At 52.3% G+C, this 17,740-nt stretch carries 15 protein-coding genes; 7 read left to right on the top strand and 8 right to left on the bottom strand.

Features of this window, described 5'->3' with window-relative positions:
• The first annotated feature begins 59 nt into the window (after window positions 1–59).
• Window positions 60–383, top strand: coding sequence for a DUF2755 family protein (locus tag OGV89_RS17430; RefSeq protein ID WP_003021437.1), 324 nt, complete (start codon window positions 60–62; stop codon window positions 381–383).
• On the opposite strand, the gene OGV89_RS17425 is transcribed toward OGV89_RS17430, so the two are convergent.
• Window positions 368–1,471, bottom strand: a complete 1,104-nt coding sequence (locus OGV89_RS17425) for a DUF1615 domain-containing protein (RefSeq protein ID WP_003847631.1) — start codon at window positions 1,469–1,471, stop codon at window positions 368–370. The genes OGV89_RS17430 and OGV89_RS17425 overlap by 16 nt on opposite strands.
• Before the next feature lie 15 nt (window positions 1,472–1,486).
• Window positions 1,487–2,707: a peptide antibiotic transporter SbmA gene (gene sbmA / locus OGV89_RS17420; protein WP_200002978.1), complete on the bottom strand. Its 1,221-nt coding sequence runs from the start codon at window positions 2,705–2,707 to the stop codon at window positions 1,487–1,489.
• 384 nt (window positions 2,708–3,091) lie between these two features.
• Here sbmA and ampH point away from each other — a divergent pair, with 384 nt between their 5' ends.
• Entirely contained in the window at window positions 3,092–4,249 is a 1,158-nt protein-coding gene (gene ampH / locus OGV89_RS17415; protein ID WP_003021428.1) for a D-alanyl-D-alanine-carboxypeptidase/endopeptidase AmpH, read from the top strand.
• A 1-nt stretch (window position 4,250) separates the two neighbouring features.
• On the opposite strand, the gene iprA is transcribed toward ampH, so the two are convergent.
• Both iprA and OGV89_RS17405 read right to left on the bottom strand, forming a co-directional pair.
• Window positions 4,251–4,874, bottom strand: a complete 624-nt coding sequence (gene iprA / locus OGV89_RS17410) for a hydrogen peroxide resistance inhibitor IprA (protein WP_003847633.1) — start codon at window positions 4,872–4,874, stop codon at window positions 4,251–4,253.
• An 89-nt stretch (window positions 4,875–4,963) separates the two neighbouring features.
• Window positions 4,964–7,867, bottom strand: a complete 2,904-nt coding sequence (locus tag OGV89_RS17405; RefSeq protein WP_286559036.1) for an autotransporter YaiT-related protein — start codon at window positions 7,865–7,867, stop codon at window positions 4,964–4,966.
• 507 nt (window positions 7,868–8,374) lie between these two features.
• Here OGV89_RS17405 and hemB point away from each other — a divergent pair.
• On the top strand, window positions 8,375–9,349 hold the full coding sequence (hemB, locus tag OGV89_RS17400; protein WP_003021420.1) for a porphobilinogen synthase: 975 nt from the start codon (window positions 8,375–8,377) through the stop codon (window positions 9,347–9,349).
• Window positions 9,350–9,408: 59 nt separating this feature from the next.
• On the opposite strand, the gene tauD is transcribed toward hemB, so the two are convergent.
• From tauD to tauA, 4 genes are read right to left on the bottom strand one after another with little or no spacing between them, the layout of a single operon-like run.
• Complete coding sequence (gene tauD / locus OGV89_RS17395; RefSeq protein ID WP_003021417.1) at window positions 9,409–10,257, bottom strand: taurine dioxygenase; 849 nt, start codon at window positions 10,255–10,257, stop codon at window positions 9,409–9,411.
• A complete protein-coding gene (gene tauC, locus OGV89_RS17390) occupies window positions 10,254–11,084 on the bottom strand; it encodes a taurine ABC transporter permease TauC (protein ID WP_003021414.1) in 831 nt (276 codons plus the stop codon). Before tauC ends, tauD begins: the two co-directional genes overlap by 4 nt.
• The gene (tauB, locus tag OGV89_RS17385; protein WP_003847641.1) at window positions 11,081–11,848 is read right to left on the bottom strand and encodes a taurine ABC transporter ATP-binding subunit; all 768 of its coding nucleotides are present in this window, start codon (window positions 11,846–11,848) and stop codon (window positions 11,081–11,083) included. The genes tauC and tauB overlap by 4 nt, the downstream gene beginning before the upstream one ends.
• Window positions 11,849–11,862: 14 nt before the next feature.
• Entirely contained in the window at window positions 11,863–12,825 is a 963-nt protein-coding gene (gene tauA / locus OGV89_RS17380) for a taurine ABC transporter substrate-binding protein (protein ID WP_196005417.1), read from the bottom strand.
• Window positions 12,826–13,128: 303 nt separating this feature from the next.
• On the opposite strand from tauA, the gene OGV89_RS17375 reads away from it, so the two are divergent.
• From OGV89_RS17375 to OGV89_RS17360, 4 genes are all read left to right on the top strand, one after another.
• On the top strand, window positions 13,129–13,758 hold the full coding sequence (locus OGV89_RS17375) for a response regulator transcription factor (protein WP_003021406.1): 630 nt from the start codon (window positions 13,129–13,131) through the stop codon (window positions 13,756–13,758).
• Window positions 13,758–15,299: an MASE1 domain-containing sensor histidine kinase gene (locus OGV89_RS17370; protein ID WP_286559033.1), complete on the top strand. Its 1,542-nt coding sequence runs from the start codon at window positions 13,758–13,760 to the stop codon at window positions 15,297–15,299. The genes OGV89_RS17375 and OGV89_RS17370 overlap by 1 nt, the downstream gene beginning before the upstream one ends.
• An 85-nt stretch (window positions 15,300–15,384) precedes the next feature.
• On the top strand, window positions 15,385–16,689 hold the full coding sequence (gene uhpC / locus OGV89_RS17365; RefSeq protein ID WP_044714438.1) for an MFS transporter family glucose-6-phosphate receptor UhpC: 1,305 nt from the start codon (window positions 15,385–15,387) through the stop codon (window positions 16,687–16,689).
• Window positions 16,686–17,717 (top strand): ABC transporter substrate-binding protein, encoded by a 1,032-nt coding sequence (locus OGV89_RS17360; protein WP_003021397.1) that lies wholly within the window; start codon window positions 16,686–16,688, stop codon window positions 17,715–17,717. The genes uhpC and OGV89_RS17360 overlap by 4 nt, the downstream gene beginning before the upstream one ends.
• The last annotated feature ends 23 nt before the right edge of the window (window positions 17,718–17,740 follow it).

Here is a 17,740-nt window from a genome sequence, read left to right as displayed (position 1 = left end):
GACTCACTTTCAGTTACAGGCATTACGTCAAAAAAAGCAGGTTATTTCCGGAGGTCTTTATGGCTGATTTTACGCTCTCAAAATCCCTGTTTAAGGGCAAGCATCGGGACCCCTCCTCCCTGCCCGGCAACATTGCGTATGCCGTATTTGTGCTGTTTTGCTTCTGGGCAGGCGCGCAGATTTTAAATCTGTTGGCCCACGCTCCCGGCATCTATGAGCAGTTGATGCAGTTGCAAATGCAAGAGACAGGGCGCCCGCGAGTTGAAATCGGCCTGGGCGTCGGAACCCTTTTTGGACTGGTCCCTTTTCTCGCCGGAAGCCTGATTCTTGGCGCCATCGCAGCATTCGCGCGCTGGCGCCGCCGTCATCATAACGATGACTGACCCATACATTTCGCCCGACGATCGTCCACGCGTTTAGCAAACCACGCGGTAGTCAGGTTACGTGTGATCTTCGGGCTTTCCAGTTGAATGCCAGGCAGCATCTCACGGGGAAGCGTTTTCCCGGCCTTCGCTTCCGCCAGCTTATAGACTTTCTCGTACAGCGCGGTCTCTTCAAAGGCCAGACTGTCGCCTTTTTGCAGCTGACGGCGGATCTCACTCTCGCTCATGTCCAGCTTCCCGGCCAGTTTACGTACCGCCAGCTCCGTTTTGCCCGGCTCGCTGCTGCCATAGAGAATTAAATCACCGTCCATCGCCAGCTTCACGCCGCTGGCTTTACTGACCGCATTCTGGAAAGCTGCATTGCGGCTGGCATACCACCCGGCATTGAAATCGGCGAAGCGGAAAATTGGCGCACTGTAATTCGCCGGGTAGTTAAGCAGATGATACGTACCGAACCACAGCCCACCGCGGCGGCTAAATACTTCCTGGCGCACGGTTCCCGCCATTTTCCACGGGTAGCCGCTGGCATGCTGCTCAGCAAAGGCGATGCTAACCTGCATCGGCCCACCGGTATGCACCGGATTAAGCGAACCAAATAACGTCTGCCCCATCGGTACCATGTTGATAAAATCATCAAAGATCGCGCTAAGCTGTTTTTCGGTTTTCACCGTATCCAGGCGCTCGCTGTAGCTTTTCCCCGTTGGCGAGTTAATCTTCAGCGCGGTATGCACCACAAATAGCGGGATGTGCATACGCTCGGCACGACGATCGATCTCTTTCCAGGCGATTTTACTTAAGTTCGGCACGGCTGGATCCGCCTGGTAATTTGACTCCTGTTGCGCGACCGCCAGCACCGAACAGATATTTTCAACCGTCGGCGCCAGCTTCTGGCTTTCAAAAGTCTTTGCCAAATCCTGCGCCCATGCGTCCCGGTCTTTCACGCTGGCGGGCATTTTCTGGCGCACCACGCTCGCCACATCGACGGCTTTCTCCCCCTTTTTTAGCGGCTGCGCGGGTTGGCTACTACATCCCACCAGCACCAGTGCTGCCAGACCAGACAAGGGGTAAAGACGGGAAACCGTCGACATAACATCTCCTTATTATTAACTCAGTGTATGGGTAACTTCCTGAATATCCTGACCATCAAGCTCTCGTTCAAAGCTGCGCAGACGCTTATAAATAGACATCAGTTCCACTAACGTTGTCCAGGAGTTAATCAGATACTGGAACGAGCCGCGCACCTGTCCAAACACGTTGGTGATTTGCGTCATCAGGCCGAGCGTAATCGTACCGGCAACAATCGATGGAAACAGCAGGAACAAACCGAAAACGTTATCAACCTGCAGGTAAAGAATACGGGCGATATTGAAGTACATATAGTGAAAATAGAGACGGAAGTAATTTTGGCGTACCGCATGAAACAGTTCACGCACCGTCGGTGGCGTCGCACGGTTGCCATCATCTTCGCCATAGACCAGTTCTTTACGATAGGCCGCTTCCACGCGCTGGTTTTTAAACTCCAGCCCTGGAAGTTTTATCCCGACCACGGCCAGCAAACCGGTTCCCATCAGCGACCAGACAATCGCGGCAATCACCAGGCCATAAGGCACATGTCCAACAATCGGCAGGTCAGGAACATGGGCAGAGAGCGTAACCAGTACAGGCAGGAAGGCAATCAGCGTCATAATCGCGTTGATAAAGCTGACGCCCATATCTTCCAGCGTAGAAGCAAAACGCATGGTGTCTTCCTGCACACGCTGCGCTGCGCCTTCGATGTGACGCAAATGCTGCCAGTGCGCCATATAGTGTTCGTTCATCGCGGTACGCCAGCGGAATACGTAGTGGCTGACGAAGAAGTTGTTCATCACGCCAATGACCACGGCTATCAGCGCAATGCCGAGAAAAATGCCAACCTCATGATAGAACTGCTCAATCTTCACCTTGTGTGGTGTGCTGAGCGCAGTTTGAATTAGGTCATAAAATGGCGCGTACCAGGCGTTGACAGCGACGCCGACTTCAACCAGAAACCAGGTCACAAAAATAATCAGCGATGTGCCCAGAATAGACCAGTACTGCCAGCGGTGTGGGCTGTAGAGAAACCAGAACAGCGCGAACACCCCGACACAAATAATGTAGTACGCATAAAAAATCAGATAATCCAACGACCAGAAACGCGCTGCGCTAATAGGTACGTCTCCCGACGCGCCGGTAATATGTGCAACCCAGGCTCCCCCACCTGCTTGCCAGAATACAACGGCGACAAGTGCCCAAATAAATGCCGAAATAAAGAACGGCCCCGGCTTTGGGAAAAAAGACTTAAACATAGTGCTCTCCTGCTAACTTCTTATCGTTATGACGACTGCTGTGCATTTGCCACCGTGGAGTGCGGAGGCCAGACGGCTTACGCCCAAAAACACAAGCTGAAACCGACAATTGTGACCAAAACCGAGGCACTTAGTTCGCACCTCGGTTATGAAGAATTGTTTCTGTGGTTTTCACACTCGACAACGTTCCAGTATGTGCAGATTATCACAGCGTAAGATCACAAAAGCGAACATCCGCAATCCAGGAAACTCCTACGTTTACTCATCGTTACGTTTTTCCCACTATCATTGGTTGATAAGCGCTTTGCAATACGCCGATGAGTAGTATAAATACGCATACGCACGACATCCTTTTTCACTTTCTCTAACTCATGGACACCACCGTTGAAACGTAGTCTGCTTTTTTCTGCCGCGCTGTGTGCGGCGTCATTGACATCAGTCCAGGCGGCACAGCCTATAACCGATCCGGTTTTCGCCTCCGATATCGTCGATCGTTATGCCGACCATATATTTTACGGCAGTGGTGCTACGGGGATGGCGCTCGTGGTGATTGATGGTAATCAGCGCGTATTTCGCAGCTTTGGCGAAACGCGTCCCGGTAACAACGTCCATCCACAGCTTGATTCCGTGATTCGAATTGCCTCAATCACTAAATTAATGACCAGCGAAATGCTGGTGAAATTGCTCGATCAGGGCACGGTCAAACTTAACGATCCATTGAGTAAATATGCACCTCCAGGTGCACGCGTGCCGACTTATCAGGGCACGCCGATTACGCTTGTGAATCTGGCGACGCATACCAGCGCGCTGCCGCGCGAGCAGCCTGGCGGCGCGGCAAAGCGCCCGGTGTTTGTCTGGCCAACCCGCGAGCAGCGCTGGAGCTATCTCTCTACTGCCACGTTGAAAGCCGCACCGGGTTCACAGGCATCTTATTCCAACCTGGCGTTTGACCTGCTGGCCGATGCGCTGGGAGCGGCCTCTGGTAAGCCTTATCCGCAGCTGTTTGAAGAAAAAATCACCCGTCCGCTGGGGATGAAAGACACCACCTTTACCCCGTCCCCCGATCAATGCCGACGCCTGATGGTCGCGGAAAAAGGCGCCAGCCCCTGTAACAATACGCTGGCGGCAATGGGCAGCGGCGGCGTCTATTCTACGCCCGGCGATATGATGCGCTGGATGCAGCAGTATCTCTCTTCTGACTTTTATCATCGTAGCCAGCAGGCCGACCGGATGCAGACGCTGATTTATCAGCGTACGCAGTTAACTAAAGTGGTGGGAATGGATGTTCCAGGCAGAGCCGATGCGCTTGGTTTGGGCTGGGTCTACATGGCGCCGAAGAATGGCCGGCCGGGAATTATTCAAAAAACCGGCGGCGGTGGTGGTTTCATCACCTATATGGCGATGATCCCACAACAAAACGTCGGGGCGTTTATCGTGGTGACCCGTTCTCCGCTAACCCGTTTTACTAATATGAGTGACGGTATCAACGATCTGGTTGCAGAGTTGAGCGGGAACAAACCGCAGGTTATTCCCGCATCCTGAGTTAATACTCAAAAGGCAAACGGTTAATGCTCACCAGTTTGCCTTTATTCATTTCAATGTAACCACCTTTACGCAAAGCCGCGAGAACCTCAGCGACAACCGAGCGGGAAATTCGCGTGCGTTGGTGAATATAGTTCATGACGCCGATACGCGAACGCAGTACGTCGTCCCATTTCATCATGGATATCAGCGTCGCGCGAATCTGATCGTAGGAGTTATTGCCGATCAACTGCAGATCTCGCAATTCAAGCATGGAATTTTGCCATGCCAACCAACAAAAAGCTTCACGCCAAAGTTGGCACTCTTCAATTATATTAATTGTTTGTGAGGCAGGTAGATGGTATCCCGTACAATCGCTTTCCGTGATTAATCTGTATTGTATATCTGTTTTCATCACGCCATCTGAAAGCCCCATAATAAACGGTGCCTGTGCAATACCGACCAGCACATTCTCCCCTCGCCTCAGGGAAATTACACCATTTAAAATGATAAAGGTATCGTCACTGTTTATATCACTGGAATAAATTATTTCTTTATCATTATCACACTCAAAGTGTTTACCATATTTCGACAAACATTTATCAAGCTTACCAAATTCTACAAGCGGTTTATTTGCAGACAACATCTGAGCATTCCTTGCAATAAATGCCCGTCAAATCCGTGACGGGCATTTTTCTGAGTTAGATTATCTTTTCTTTAACAACGAGAGATGTCTTACCAGGTATATTTAACGCCAACATTTGCAGACCAGTCTTGATCTACATCACCACCACCAAGATAGTTAGCATCGGTGTAGGCGCTGAAGTTTTTGGTAAAGCTGAACTGAGTACCCAGTCCAACACGTACCGCAGAACCTTCTACACCGTTGTCGATAGAATCGCCGTTTACGTCAGAATCGTTGTTAGAGTCGTCGTAAACGTAGGCCAGTTTGAAGTACGGAGTCAGCGCCTGATCTTCGCTATAGGCGAAGGTATAACCTGCATCTACACCGAGTTCATAGCGCATGCTGTCATAAGACTGACCGTCAACTTTCATGTCGTTGCTCAGCTTATAATCATCACCAGACTGGAACAGACCGGATACGCTGCCGTATGGCGTTACGTAGCCTGCGTCACCCAGCTTCAGGTCATAACCCAGTTTCAAGCCAAAGCCCCAGGCATCAGAAGAGGTGCTGCCATCAACATACTGACCGTTGCTCATGTTAGCAGACAGATCGTTGTTGAAGTGGGAGTAGCTTAAGTTACCGTCAACAAAGATGTTGTTGTCAAAGCGAGCAGAAGAGTAGATGTAGGCAGTCTGGCTATCCTGATCCACCTGACCGGTACGGTCGCTCATATCACCTTTCGCGAAGCCTGCTGCAGCACCGACAATCCACTTAGCGTTGTTACCATCAATTTTGGAATCAACACCAACCATGATGCCGTTAACATCCTGATCGTAGTTAATGGTGCCGTTATCTGCATCGAAGCTACCACCGAAGTAGCTTACCCATGCACCACCGTTATCAACCAGACCATGACGTGCGTTAGTCAGACGAGTACCAACGGTGTCTTGTTCCAGGTTCCAGATATTGGTGTTAGCAGACGGGATGCTCAGCGCCATGTTCGCGTAGTCTGTCAGTTCCATCTGCTGCAGAACAACGGTGTTACCCTGCTGCTGTGCCTGATAGGTGTAAGCACCGAGGTCAGCTTTGTTGGCTGCAGAGAAGGTGGCAGTGGTATTCACATCGTTAACGTAGATCAGCTCTTTGCCTTTGTAATCAGCAACGGAGCCAGCGCCGGTCGCATTGTCGACACGCACTTTGTAGTTACCGGATGCCGCAACAACGTTGTCAACAGAGCTGTTATCCAGTTCGTCGCCATTGTTGATATCGCCGTTACCGTTAACGGTCAGGTGACCGTCAGAGTTCATTGCGATAGTACCGTAACCGTAGTTAGCCTGAGTGGTATCCCAGGTACGATCGTTCACCAGATCGGCATTCAGAACATAGTCGCTGCTGTGGATGTTGAATACACCAGAAACAACATGGTTGCTGTTATCAGCATAATTGCCGCTGGTCAGTTCCAGTTTATCGGTGTTGAATACTTCAGTATCAAATTGATCAACATTAACATCCAACACACCACCATTCGTTACAGTGATGGTATTGGCATACAGGTTAGAACCCGTCGCCCATCCAGTGGACTCGGTCAAATTAACAGTACTATAGCTGTTAATTGTCAGATGATCTGTATCAACTTGACCACCTTCACCAATATTCAATGAAGAGCTATTGGTTAAATCAATAGTATCTGAAGTCAGCATTGAATCAGAAACGTTAACCTGAGAACCATTGTTCACAGTCAGAGTATCAACTAATGAATCCCCAACGGTATCCCACTCAGAACCGTTGTTCAGCGCTACGTTGAACACACCGCTCTGGAAGACTTTATTATCAACAACACGTCCCCAACCATTGGCTTCAGCGGTTCCACCCGGAGTCAGACTATTGGTTGCAACATCAAACATATTTGCTGGGTAGATAGTCTTAGCATCGAAAGTAGCCTGGCCTACCCACTTACTACCATTATCAAGAGTCAGGTTCAGTTCATCAACATTCAGGCTATCGTCAGCCCAACCAAGGTTGGTATCCGCCACACCGTCACCGTTGGAATCATGACCAATAGTGTCAAAATTGGCATTCCAGTTACTGGTAAATGCAACATCACCAATCAGCGTTGAGTCGCTGAAGTACACATTGTTTTTCATTGCATAGTCTGAAGAAGAGCTATCGGTGAAAGACAATGCAACATCGCCCGGACCAGTGTAATCACTTGGCTCATCGGAATTACCAAAGAAAGCAGTATTCGATTCCAGAATGTAATCTGAGCCAGAAGTTACAGTTGAGTTGTAGACGTTGATGTTGTTATCCCAGGTATGGGATTCCGTCGTATAGGTGTTGTTGTAAGTATTCCCTTGAGACAGAGCAATGCCAGCAACACGTGAGTTGTTGGAAATATTGATATTGCTTTCTACATCAAGATTAACCGCAACACCTTCGCTGGTATCAAACGTTTCATTGGTATATTTAGTCACATCAACAGATAAATAAGAATCGGTGAAATACAACGCTTCATAATCATCATCAATGGTGGAATTAGCAATATTCAGAGTAAAAATATCACCGTCATACCAGTTTCCGTCAACAACGGTAGTGTTGTTAAATTCATATCCACCAAAGCCATTGCCATCAACATCAAAACGATCGTAGTAACCGCTTGGCAACATAGATGTAATTGAACCATGAATAACAGAGTTACTGATATTCAGCTGATTCACTGCGCCATCAGTGTAGTCATGATTCAGATAATAGGTAGAAATCGTGCCGTTAACGGTATCGCCGTTAAAAGACTGATCAAAATCACCAGCCGCATTATTATAGTAAACAAAGCCACTATAATTCACGTAGTTACCATCTACAGTTCCGGCTGCATCCATATTGTCCCAGTTCAGGGCCGTAGTGGGATTGTCGTAGTAGGTCCAGGTATCGTAAGTAGAAGCATTCGCCTGAGAAGTGATTGCCAGAGTGCAGGCTAATGCTAATTGTGAGACTACGAGTTTCTTTTTCCAAGTGTGCATTTGTCATCCCTCCTCAGGGACGTAATATAGTTGATCCATCAATTATCAATGCAAAGAAAACATTTTATGTTTCGCAGGGACGATTATGCGGTTTCATTAAGGAAAGGTTCAATTATTCTTTGCCCGTTGTCCGAAAACGGACAACGTAATAAATCCAAGTTACGCCATTTAAGAAATATAAAAACCAACACTTTCAATCAATTAAAAGCTACCCAACATTCAAATCATACAATTCACTAATGAATCAGAACGCAAACAAATATATAGCTAATAAATAAACAAAATCTATACGCCACGCTATAAAAGCAAACACATAGATATTTAAAATAATAAAAAATAATAAACAAAATAATGAATATAAATAAATTGCTATGCTTGTGAATAAATTGTGCTAATGATTCATCCCTTCGTTACAGGAAATCCAGATATAACGCCAACTTTCGTAAACCACACGCCCTCAGGTTCGGGTATACTACGGCCTTCGATTCCACAAACATCAGGCATACCATGACAGACCTAATCCAACGCCCTCGCCGCCTGCGCAAATCTCCCGCGCTGCGCGCTATGTTTGAAGAGACAACACTCAGCTTAAATGACCTGGTGTTGCCGATCTTTGTTGAAGAAGAACTCGACGATTACAAAGCTATCGACGCCATGCCAGGCGTGATGCGTATTCCAGAGAAACACCTGGCGCGCGAAATTGAACGCATTGCTAATGCTGGCATCCGCTCGGTGATGACTTTCGGCATTTCCCACCATACGGATGACACCGGTAGCGATGCCTGGAAAGAAGACGGCCTGGTGGCGCGCATGTCGCGTATCTGCAAACAGACCGTGCCGGAAATGATCGTCATGTCCGACACCTGCTTCTGCGAATACACCTCACACGGCCACTGCGGCGTGTTATGCGATCACGGCGTGGATAACGATTTAACCCTTACCAACCTCGGCAAGCAGGCGGTGGTTGCCGCCGCAGCGGGTGCGGACTTCATCGCGCCTTCCGCCGCAATGGATGGTCAGGTACAGGCGATTCGCCAGGCGCTGGACGCCGCGGGCTTCACCGATACCGCTATCATGTCCTACTCCACTAAGTTTGCCTCATCTTTTTACGGCCCATTCCGTGAAGCCGCGGGCACCGCGCTGAAAGGCGATCGTAAAACCTATCAGATGAACCCGATGAACCGTCGGGAAGCGATTCGCGAATCGCTGCTGGATGAAGCCCAGGGCGCAGACTGCCTGATGGTCAAACCGGCTGGCGCATACCTCGATATTCTGCGTGATATCCGCGAGCGCACCGAGCTGCCGATTGGCGCTTATCAGGTCAGCGGTGAATACGCGATGATCAAATTCGCGGCGCTGGCGGGGGCTATAGATGAAGAGAAAGTGGTGCTGGAAAGCTTAGGGTCGATCAAACGCGCTGGCGCGGATCTGATCTTCAGCTACTTCGCACTGGATCTGGCTGAGAAAAAAATTCTGCGTTAATAACGCCTAACCGGGCCTACAGGTCGTAGGCCCGGCAAGTGAAGCGTCTCCGGTAATCATCACGCCCGATAAAACGGCTTATCTCCCAGAATCGTTGCCCGATGCATAATGCGCCGCTGCGGCAGATAATCCGCATTCGCATAATGCTGCGTCACGCGATTATCCCAAATCGCCACATCGTTGGGCTGCCAGCGCCAGCGCACCTGAAACTCCGGTTTGGTGATATGCGCGAACAAAAAGCTCAGTAACGCCTCGCTCTCTTTTTCCGTGACATCAACAATTCGCGTGGTAAATCCTTCATTCACGAACAGCGCCTGCTTCCCGCTCACCGGATGCGTGCGCACCACCGGATGCAGCAACGGTGGATGTTTAGCGACGGCCTCCAGCCAGCGCAGGTGCTCCTCTGGGGTCTTGCGATATTTATATTCCTGAAATGATTTACGGAAATCATGCTCTGCCCGCAGGCCACTCAGCAACTGACGGAACGGCTCAGACAATGCTTCATAAGCGGCAATCCCACTGGTCCACAGAGTGTCGCCCCCGGTTGATGGCAGCTCTTTCGCCGCTAAAATCGCCCCGGCAGGCGGCGTGTCGATAAAGGTGACATCGGTGTGCCAGTTGTCGTTATCCGGCGGATTATCGTTATGGGTATCCAGCACGATAATTTCTTCTACTCCTTCGGCATGCGGATAGACCGGGTGAATATGCAGATCGCCAAAACGCAGCGCCAGCGCCCGCTGTTGTTGCGGCGTAATAACCTGCTCGCGCAGAAACACCACCTGGTGGCGCAATACCGCATGATAAAGCTGTTCAAACTGATTATCGCTCAGCGGACGCGCCAAATCCGCACCAGAAATTTGTGCGCCAATATACGGCCCCAGCGGGGTTATGCTCAGACGTTCACTCATTGTACTTCTCCATGCCAGGGCGTCAGACGGCGCTGAAGCGCACGCAGACCCAGTTCTAAAATAAACGCGATAACGGCAATCACCGCGATCCCCGCCAGCACCACATCCGTTGCCAGAAACTCACCGGCAGACTGGACCATAAATCCTAAGCCTCGCGTGGCGGCAATCAGCTCTGCGGCCACCAGCGTCGACCAGCCCACCCCAAGTCCGATACGTAATCCGGTGAGGATCTCAGGTAATGCCCCCGGCAAAATAACAAACCACAGCACCTGCGCACGGCTGGCTCCCAGCGATTGCGCGGCGCGCACTCTCACCTGCTGCGCACTTTTCACTCCCGCCAGCGCCGACATCGCTACAGGGGCAAAAATCGCCAGATAGATAAGCAAGATCTTGGACGTTTCACCGATGCCAAACCAAATGACCATCAGCGGTAGATAGGCCAGGGGCGGAACCGGACGATACAGCTCAATGATCGGATCGAGAATGCCGCGCATCGTCGGACTCAGCCCCATAGCGATTCCAACCGGAACGCCCAGTAGCACCGCCGCCAGCAGCGCGATAACAATACGTGTCAGACTCGCCGCCAGATGCTGCCACAGCGTGGCATCCATAAATCCCTGCGGACCGGCAATAACGATCAGCTTTTGTAAAACCTGTCCCGGTGGCGGTAAAAACAGCGGACTGACTAACTGCAGCGCCGCCACCGTCCACCACAACGCCAAAATAACGGCCAACGTACCAAGGCTTAAGGTAATCTGCCGCGAGAACGGCCAGCGCCAGTTGAGCGCGCGCTGGCGACGGGGTTTATCATTAATCACCACGCTCATGAAAATGCCTCCCGTTGTTCAAAGACTCGACCTAACACGTACTCGCGCATGGCGATAAACTGCGGATCGGACTTAATGCTGCGACTCGACTCTCCAGCCACAAAGCGACGGGCGAAATTCAGCGGCAGACGCTCCAGTACCCGGCCAGGGCCTGGCGACAGCAATACCAGCTCTGTCGCCATAAACACCGCTTCTTCAATATCGTGCGTAATCAACAGCACCTGTTTGCCAGTCTCATGCCACAGCTTCAGCAGCAGGGTTTGCATCTGCTCACGAGTAAAGGCGTCGAGCGCGCCAAAAGGTTCATCCAGCAACAACAACTGTGGATTGGCCGCCAGCGCCCGCGCAATGCCGACGCGCTGCCGCTGTCCACCGGAAAGCTGCCAGATAAAGCGTTTTCCCGCGTCCTCCAGCCCGACTTTCTGCAACATCTCCAGGGCAATACGCTGACGCTGTGGTTTATCCACCCCCGCCAGCTGCAGACCAAAAGCCACGTTGGCCTGCACGTTACGCCAGGGCAGCAGACCTTCATTCTGGAACACGACCCCGCGATCTGCCCCCGGACCATCAACCCTGTTACCCGCCAGCGTGATGCTGCCATGCTGATACGGCACAAATCCGGCAATCAGATTTAACAATGTGGTTTTCCCGCAACCGGAAGGTCCGAGTACCACCAGCAGCTCACCGCTATCGAGCGTCAGGTTGATATCCTCCAGCGCCGGTTTTCCACCGTAGCTGGCGGCAAGATGAGAGATTTGCAGCATCAGCGCCTCCTTATTTATTGCACGAAGCGATCGGTCACATACTGGCTGTAATCCGTCGCAACAGCGGGGACTTTGCCCTGCTCTTTGAGGAACTGCGCGGTGTCGATAATGGCTTTGTTCACCGGTCCGGTCAGTTCGGCAGTCTGCTGTTGCGGCGTCAGGTAAGTGTTACCTTTCACCAGTCCCGGCACATCCTCTTCCGGCACGCCGCTTAAACGCGACAATTTGCTGATATTCTCCGGCTGCTTCAGCCACTCATCGGGATTAGCGATATAAGGTTGCTGCGCATCGATAGCGCTTTTGGCAAAGGCTTTCACCACCTCAGGATGCTTCTCGGCAAAATCTTTGCGTACCACCCACACGTCCAGCGTGGGTGCGCCCCACTCACCAACCTGCGATGAGTCGGTTAACACCTTGCCGTCTTTTTCCAGTGCATTGACCGCAGGAGCCCAGACGTACGCGCCGTCAATATCCCCGCGCTGCCATGCGGCAATAATCGCAGGTGGTTGCAGGTTCACAATCTCCACCTGACCGGGTTTAATCCCCCAGTGTTTCAACGCCGCCAGCAGGCTGTAATGGGTGGTGGAGATAAACGGCACCGCAATGCGTTTGCCAATCAAATCTTGCGGTTTACTGATGTTTTTCTTCACCACTAGTGCCTCTGAGTTACCAAGCTTTGACGCCAGCAGAAAAACTTCAATGGGTACTTGCTGACTGGCGGCGACCGCCAGCGGGCTGGAGCCAAGATTACCGATCTGCACGTCGCCGGAGGCCAGCGCCCGGACGATGCTCGCGCCGCTGTCGAATTTGCGCCAGTCAACGGTAGCGCCGCTCTCTTTGGCAAAAGTATTATCCGCCTGCGCCACTTTGGCGGGTTCGGCGGAGGTCTGATAAGCGACGGTTACGTTCACCGCCTGCGCCTGAAATGCGATGAATGCCAGAGCACCGAGAAGTGCGTTACGCGATGAAATAGCCATGATTGTCTGCTCCCCTGTCTTGTTATGGAGGCAGTATTTCGTTGCGGCACAATTTGATAAAGGAATTAAAAATTCTGGCTAAGAACAAAGCGTTTTTAGAAAAAAAGCGGCAATAGTTAGCGATTTTGCTCATTACAGATGGAATTCGTAGGCCTGATAAGGCGCTTGCGCCGCCATCAGGCCTACAACACCCGGCAAATTATTGCGATTTTGTTACATTCGTTACATAACTACACTTGGATGATTGCCAGCGCGGCGCTGACCGGCATCATAGACGCCATTATCAGGCAAGAGAATAAAATCATGATTCATGTTGTGCTGGTGGATGACCATGTGGTGGTGCGTTCCGGCTTTGCGCAATTACTCAGTCTCGAAGACGATCTCAACGTTACCGGTCAGTACAGCAGCGCAGCGGAGGCCTGGCCTGCACTTCTGCATGATGACGTCAACGTTGCGGTGATGGATATCGCCATGCCGGATGAAAATGGTCTGAGCCTGTTAAAACGACTGCGGGCACAGAAGCCCGGTTTTCGCGCCATCATTCTCAGCATCTATGACTCACCCACGTTTGTGCAAAGTGCGCTGGATGCCGGCGCCAGTGGCTACCTGACCAAACGCTGCGGACCAGAGGAGCTGGTGCAGGCGGTACGATCGGTCGGTATGGGCGGGCATTACCTGTGCGCCGATGCGCTGCGGGCGCTACGCGGCGGCGAACAGCCCGCGCAGGTACTGGAAGTACTGACCCCACGCGAGCGCGAAGTGTTTGAGCTGTTGGTCAAAGGCGACAGCGTAAAAGAGATCGCCTTCAAGCTCGACCTCAGCCACAAGACGGTACACGTTCATCGGGCGAACGTGCTGGGCAAACTGCAATGCCACAGCACCATCGATCTGGTGCATTTTGCCCTCGACCACCAGCTATTAACGGGGCATTAATGTCGCGTAGCCTTCGGCATTGGGTTATTTCTCTGTTTATTCTGCTGGCCTGGGGATCGGGCTGGCTGATGCTGTGGACGCTGGGGTTTTACCTGACCCACAACGGCCAGCAGGCGGCGCTGTTCCTGCCGCACGGCGTCTATCTCGCGCTGCTCATCCTGCTTTCTCGCCGTTACTGGCCCGCGCTGGTAGTGCCGCCGGTGCTGATGTTGTTCTGGCTGCACAGTGAGCAATTATTGAATGGCTATATCCTGCTGGCCGCGCCGTTTATTAGCCTGATTCCGGCAAGCATCGGTCAGTCATACTGGCACCGTTTCCCCCTTTACTGGCAGCGCTTAACGCTGCTGCTGTCCGGGGTGACGATCACCTCATTGCTCAATACCGCCCTGCTTTCACCGTTTATCCAAAGTCCGGCAACGTTAATTGGCCTGGCGTCATTTACCGGCGGCGTGCTGCTGACGCCGTTTGTCTATCTGATCTATGAATTTCTGCGCCAGCAGCACCGCTATCATTTGCTCGGATTGGATACCACCAATCCCCCGCTGCGCACCTCGCTTATCATCTGGTGCAGCCTGTTTTTTATTATTGGCATCGGCACCCAGATGGTGTTGTCGCCGGAGATCGAGCGCCTGTTGCTGATCGTGGTGTTCTTACCGAACGTGGTGATGGCGTGGAAATTTGGCTGGCAGGGCGGCGTGTTGTCCGGATTGCTCGGCAGTATGATGATCACCATCGCCCGGCAAATCGGCGTCGGGTTCAGTAATTTACTGGAGCTGGAGATTTTCCTCACCACCCAGGCGCTGCTCGGCATAGGGCTGGGGATCGCCATCAGCCGCCAGCAGCATCTGGCGCAAAACCTGCACCATTATCGCCAGCGTCTGGAAACTGAACTGGCGGCGCGTCGCGCGCTGACCGAACAGCTGATCCGCACCGAAGAAAACACGCGCAAAAGCCTGGCGCGGGAACTGCACGACGAAATTGGTCAGAACATCACCGCCATTCAAATTCAATCACAATTGGTCAAACGCGCACCGGGTCGCGAGCAAACGCTTGAGGCGGCAAATCAGATCAACGACCTGGCCCGGCGCATTCACCACTCCACCCGCCAGCTGCTGCGCCAGCTGCGCCCACCCGCGCTCGATGAACTGTCTTTTAAAGATGCACTACATCATCTGGTGAATGAATTTGCTTTTGCTGAACGGGGTATTCGCTGTCGCTTTGATTATCAGCTAGAGAATACGCCAGAAAACGAAACGGTGCGCTTCACGCTGTATCGCCTGTTGCAGGAGTTACTCAATAACGTCTGTAAACATGCCGATGCCAGCGATGTGTCGATTACGCTGCGCCAGCAGGAACAGCGCTTGTTTCTGGACGTCGCTGACAACGGCGTGGGTATTCTGCCGGAAAAAATTCCCGGTTTCGGTATCCAGGGAATGCGTGAGCGGGTCAGCGCTCTTGGCGGCGAACTGACGCTCGAATCAAACGGTGGCACGCGGGTAATTGTTAACCTGCCCACAAATTTGCAACAAATCAGCCGCTAACCAGGAAAAAGTCTTAGCCACTCTGGACTTTCTCTCATCCTCTTTTGCTTTCACTTTCCTATAGTCAGCACAAACGGAGACAGCCATGCACGCACGCCCAGCCAGCGAAACAGATCAACAATACCGGGCGCTACGCCCTCGGCTGCTGATGTGTATGGTCATTGGTTACGCAGCGTTTTATCTGACGCGCAAAAGCGTTAACTACGTCCTCCCGGCGCTACAAACGGACCTCGGTCTGGATAAAGGCGATATCGGTCTGCTGGGGTCGCTGTTTTACCTGACCTATGGTCTGTCGAAATTTACCGCCGGACTGTGGCACGACAGCCACGGACAACGCGCATTTATGGGCATTGGCCTTTTCGCCACCGGTGTTTTGAATGTGCTGTTCGCCTTTGGTGAATCGCTGACGCTGCTGCTGGTGGTCTGGACGCTGAACGGTTTTTTCCAGGGTTGGGGCTGGCCGCCCTGCGCCCGACTACTGACCCACTGGTACTCGCGCAACGAACGCGGATTCTGGTGGGGCTGCTGGAATATGTCGATCAACATTGGTGGGGCAGTTATCCCGCTGATTAGCGCCTTTGCCGCCCACTGGTGGGGCTGGCAGGCAGCGATGCTGGCACCGGGGATTATCAGCATGGCGTTAGGCATTTGGCTCACTCTGCAACTGAAAGGCACGCCCCGGGAAGAGGGATTACCGACGGTTGGGGAATGGCGGCATGACCCGCTGGAGCTGCGTCAGGAACAGCAAAGTCCGCCGATGGGGCTGTGGCAAATGTTACGTACCACCATGCTGAAAAACCCGATGATCTGGCTGCTCGGCGTGTCGTATGTATTGGTCTATTTGATCCGCATTGCGCTCAACGACTGGGGCAACATCTGGCTGACGGAAAGCCACGGCGTGAATCTGCTCAGCGCCAATGCCACGGTGATGCTGTTTGAAGTTGGCGGTTTGCTGGGGGCGCTGTTTGCCGGATGGGGATCGGATCTGCTGTTCAGCGGTCAGCGTGCGCCGATGATTTTGCTGTTCACGCTGGGGCTGATGGTCTCCGTCGCCGCGCTGTGGCTGGCGCCGGTGCACCACTACGCGCTACTGGCAATGTGTTTCTTTACGGTGGGCTTTTTTGTGTTTGGCCCACAGATGCTGATTGGCCTCGCGGCAGTGGAGTGCGGACACAAAGCGGCAGCAGGTTCAATTACCGGTTTTCTCGGGCTGTTCGCCTATCTGGGGGCCGCGCTGGCGGGTTGGCCGCTGTCGCTGGTCATAGAACACTACGGCTGGTCGGGAATGTTCAGTTTGCTCTCGGTCGCCGCTGTCTTTATGGGTTTATTGCTGATGCCACTGCTCATTGCAGGCATTACCCCTTCTCTCAGTCAAAGGATAAAACAATGAAACTGACGCTTACCTCTACACTAATTGCCTCCGCTCTGACGCTGGCAGCCTTCAGTAACGCAGCTCAGGCGCAGGGCCGTCTGGTGGTGTATTGCAGCGCCACTAACGAGATGTGCGAAACCGAAACCAAAGCCTTCGGTGAAAAATATGATGTGAAAACCTCATTCATTCGCAACGGTTCGGGCAGTACGCTGGCGAAAGTGGATGCCGAGAAGAAAAATCCACAGGCGGATGTCTGGTACGGCGGTACGCTGGATCCGCAGTCCCAGGCCGGGGAAATGGGCCTGCTGCAGCCGTATAAATCACCCAATCTCGAACAGATCATGGAGAAATTCCGCGATCCCGCGAAGGTGAAAGGCAATCTCTCCTCAGCGGTTTACGTCGGTATTCTGGGCTTTGGCGTCAATACCCAGCGCCTGAAAGAGAAAAACCTGCCGGTGCCAAAATGCTGGAAGGATCTGACCAAACCGGAATACAAAGGTGAAATCCAGATTGCTGACCCGCAAAGCTCCGGTACCGCCTATACCGCGCTGGCGACTTTTGCCCAGTTGTGGGGTGAAGATCAGGCCTTTGACTACCTGAAACAGCTCAACGCCAACGTCTCTCAATACACTAAATCAGGCATTGCCCCAGCGCGTAACGCCGCCCGTGGCGAAACGGCGATTGGCATTGGCTTCCTGCACGACTACTCGCTGGAAAAAGAACAGGGCGCACCGCTGGAGCTAATTTCACCGTGCGAAGGTACTGGCTATGAGATCGGCGGCGTTAGCATTCTGAAAGGCGCGCGCAACCTCGATAACGCCAAACTGTTCGTTGACTGGGTACTGTCAAAAGATGCCCAGGAACTGGCGTGGAAGAAAGGTAAGTCCTATCAGATCCTGACCAACACCACCGCCGAGACGTCTCCTAACTCGCTGAAGCTCGACGACCTGAAACTTATCAATTACGACATGGATAAGTACGGCTCGACCGACGTGCGTAAAGCGTTGATCAATAAGTGGGTCAGCGAAGTGAAGATGGGTAAATAAGCCTACATCGGCGATCATTTGCC

The sequence above is a fragment of the Citrobacter sp. Cf125 genome (assembly GCF_030333935.1).
Taxonomy (GTDB): domain Bacteria; phylum Pseudomonadota; class Gammaproteobacteria; order Enterobacterales; family Enterobacteriaceae; genus Citrobacter; species Citrobacter freundii.
Note: the sequence above shows the minus strand (reverse complement) of the source record. Positions and strands in the feature narration are given on the sequence as shown.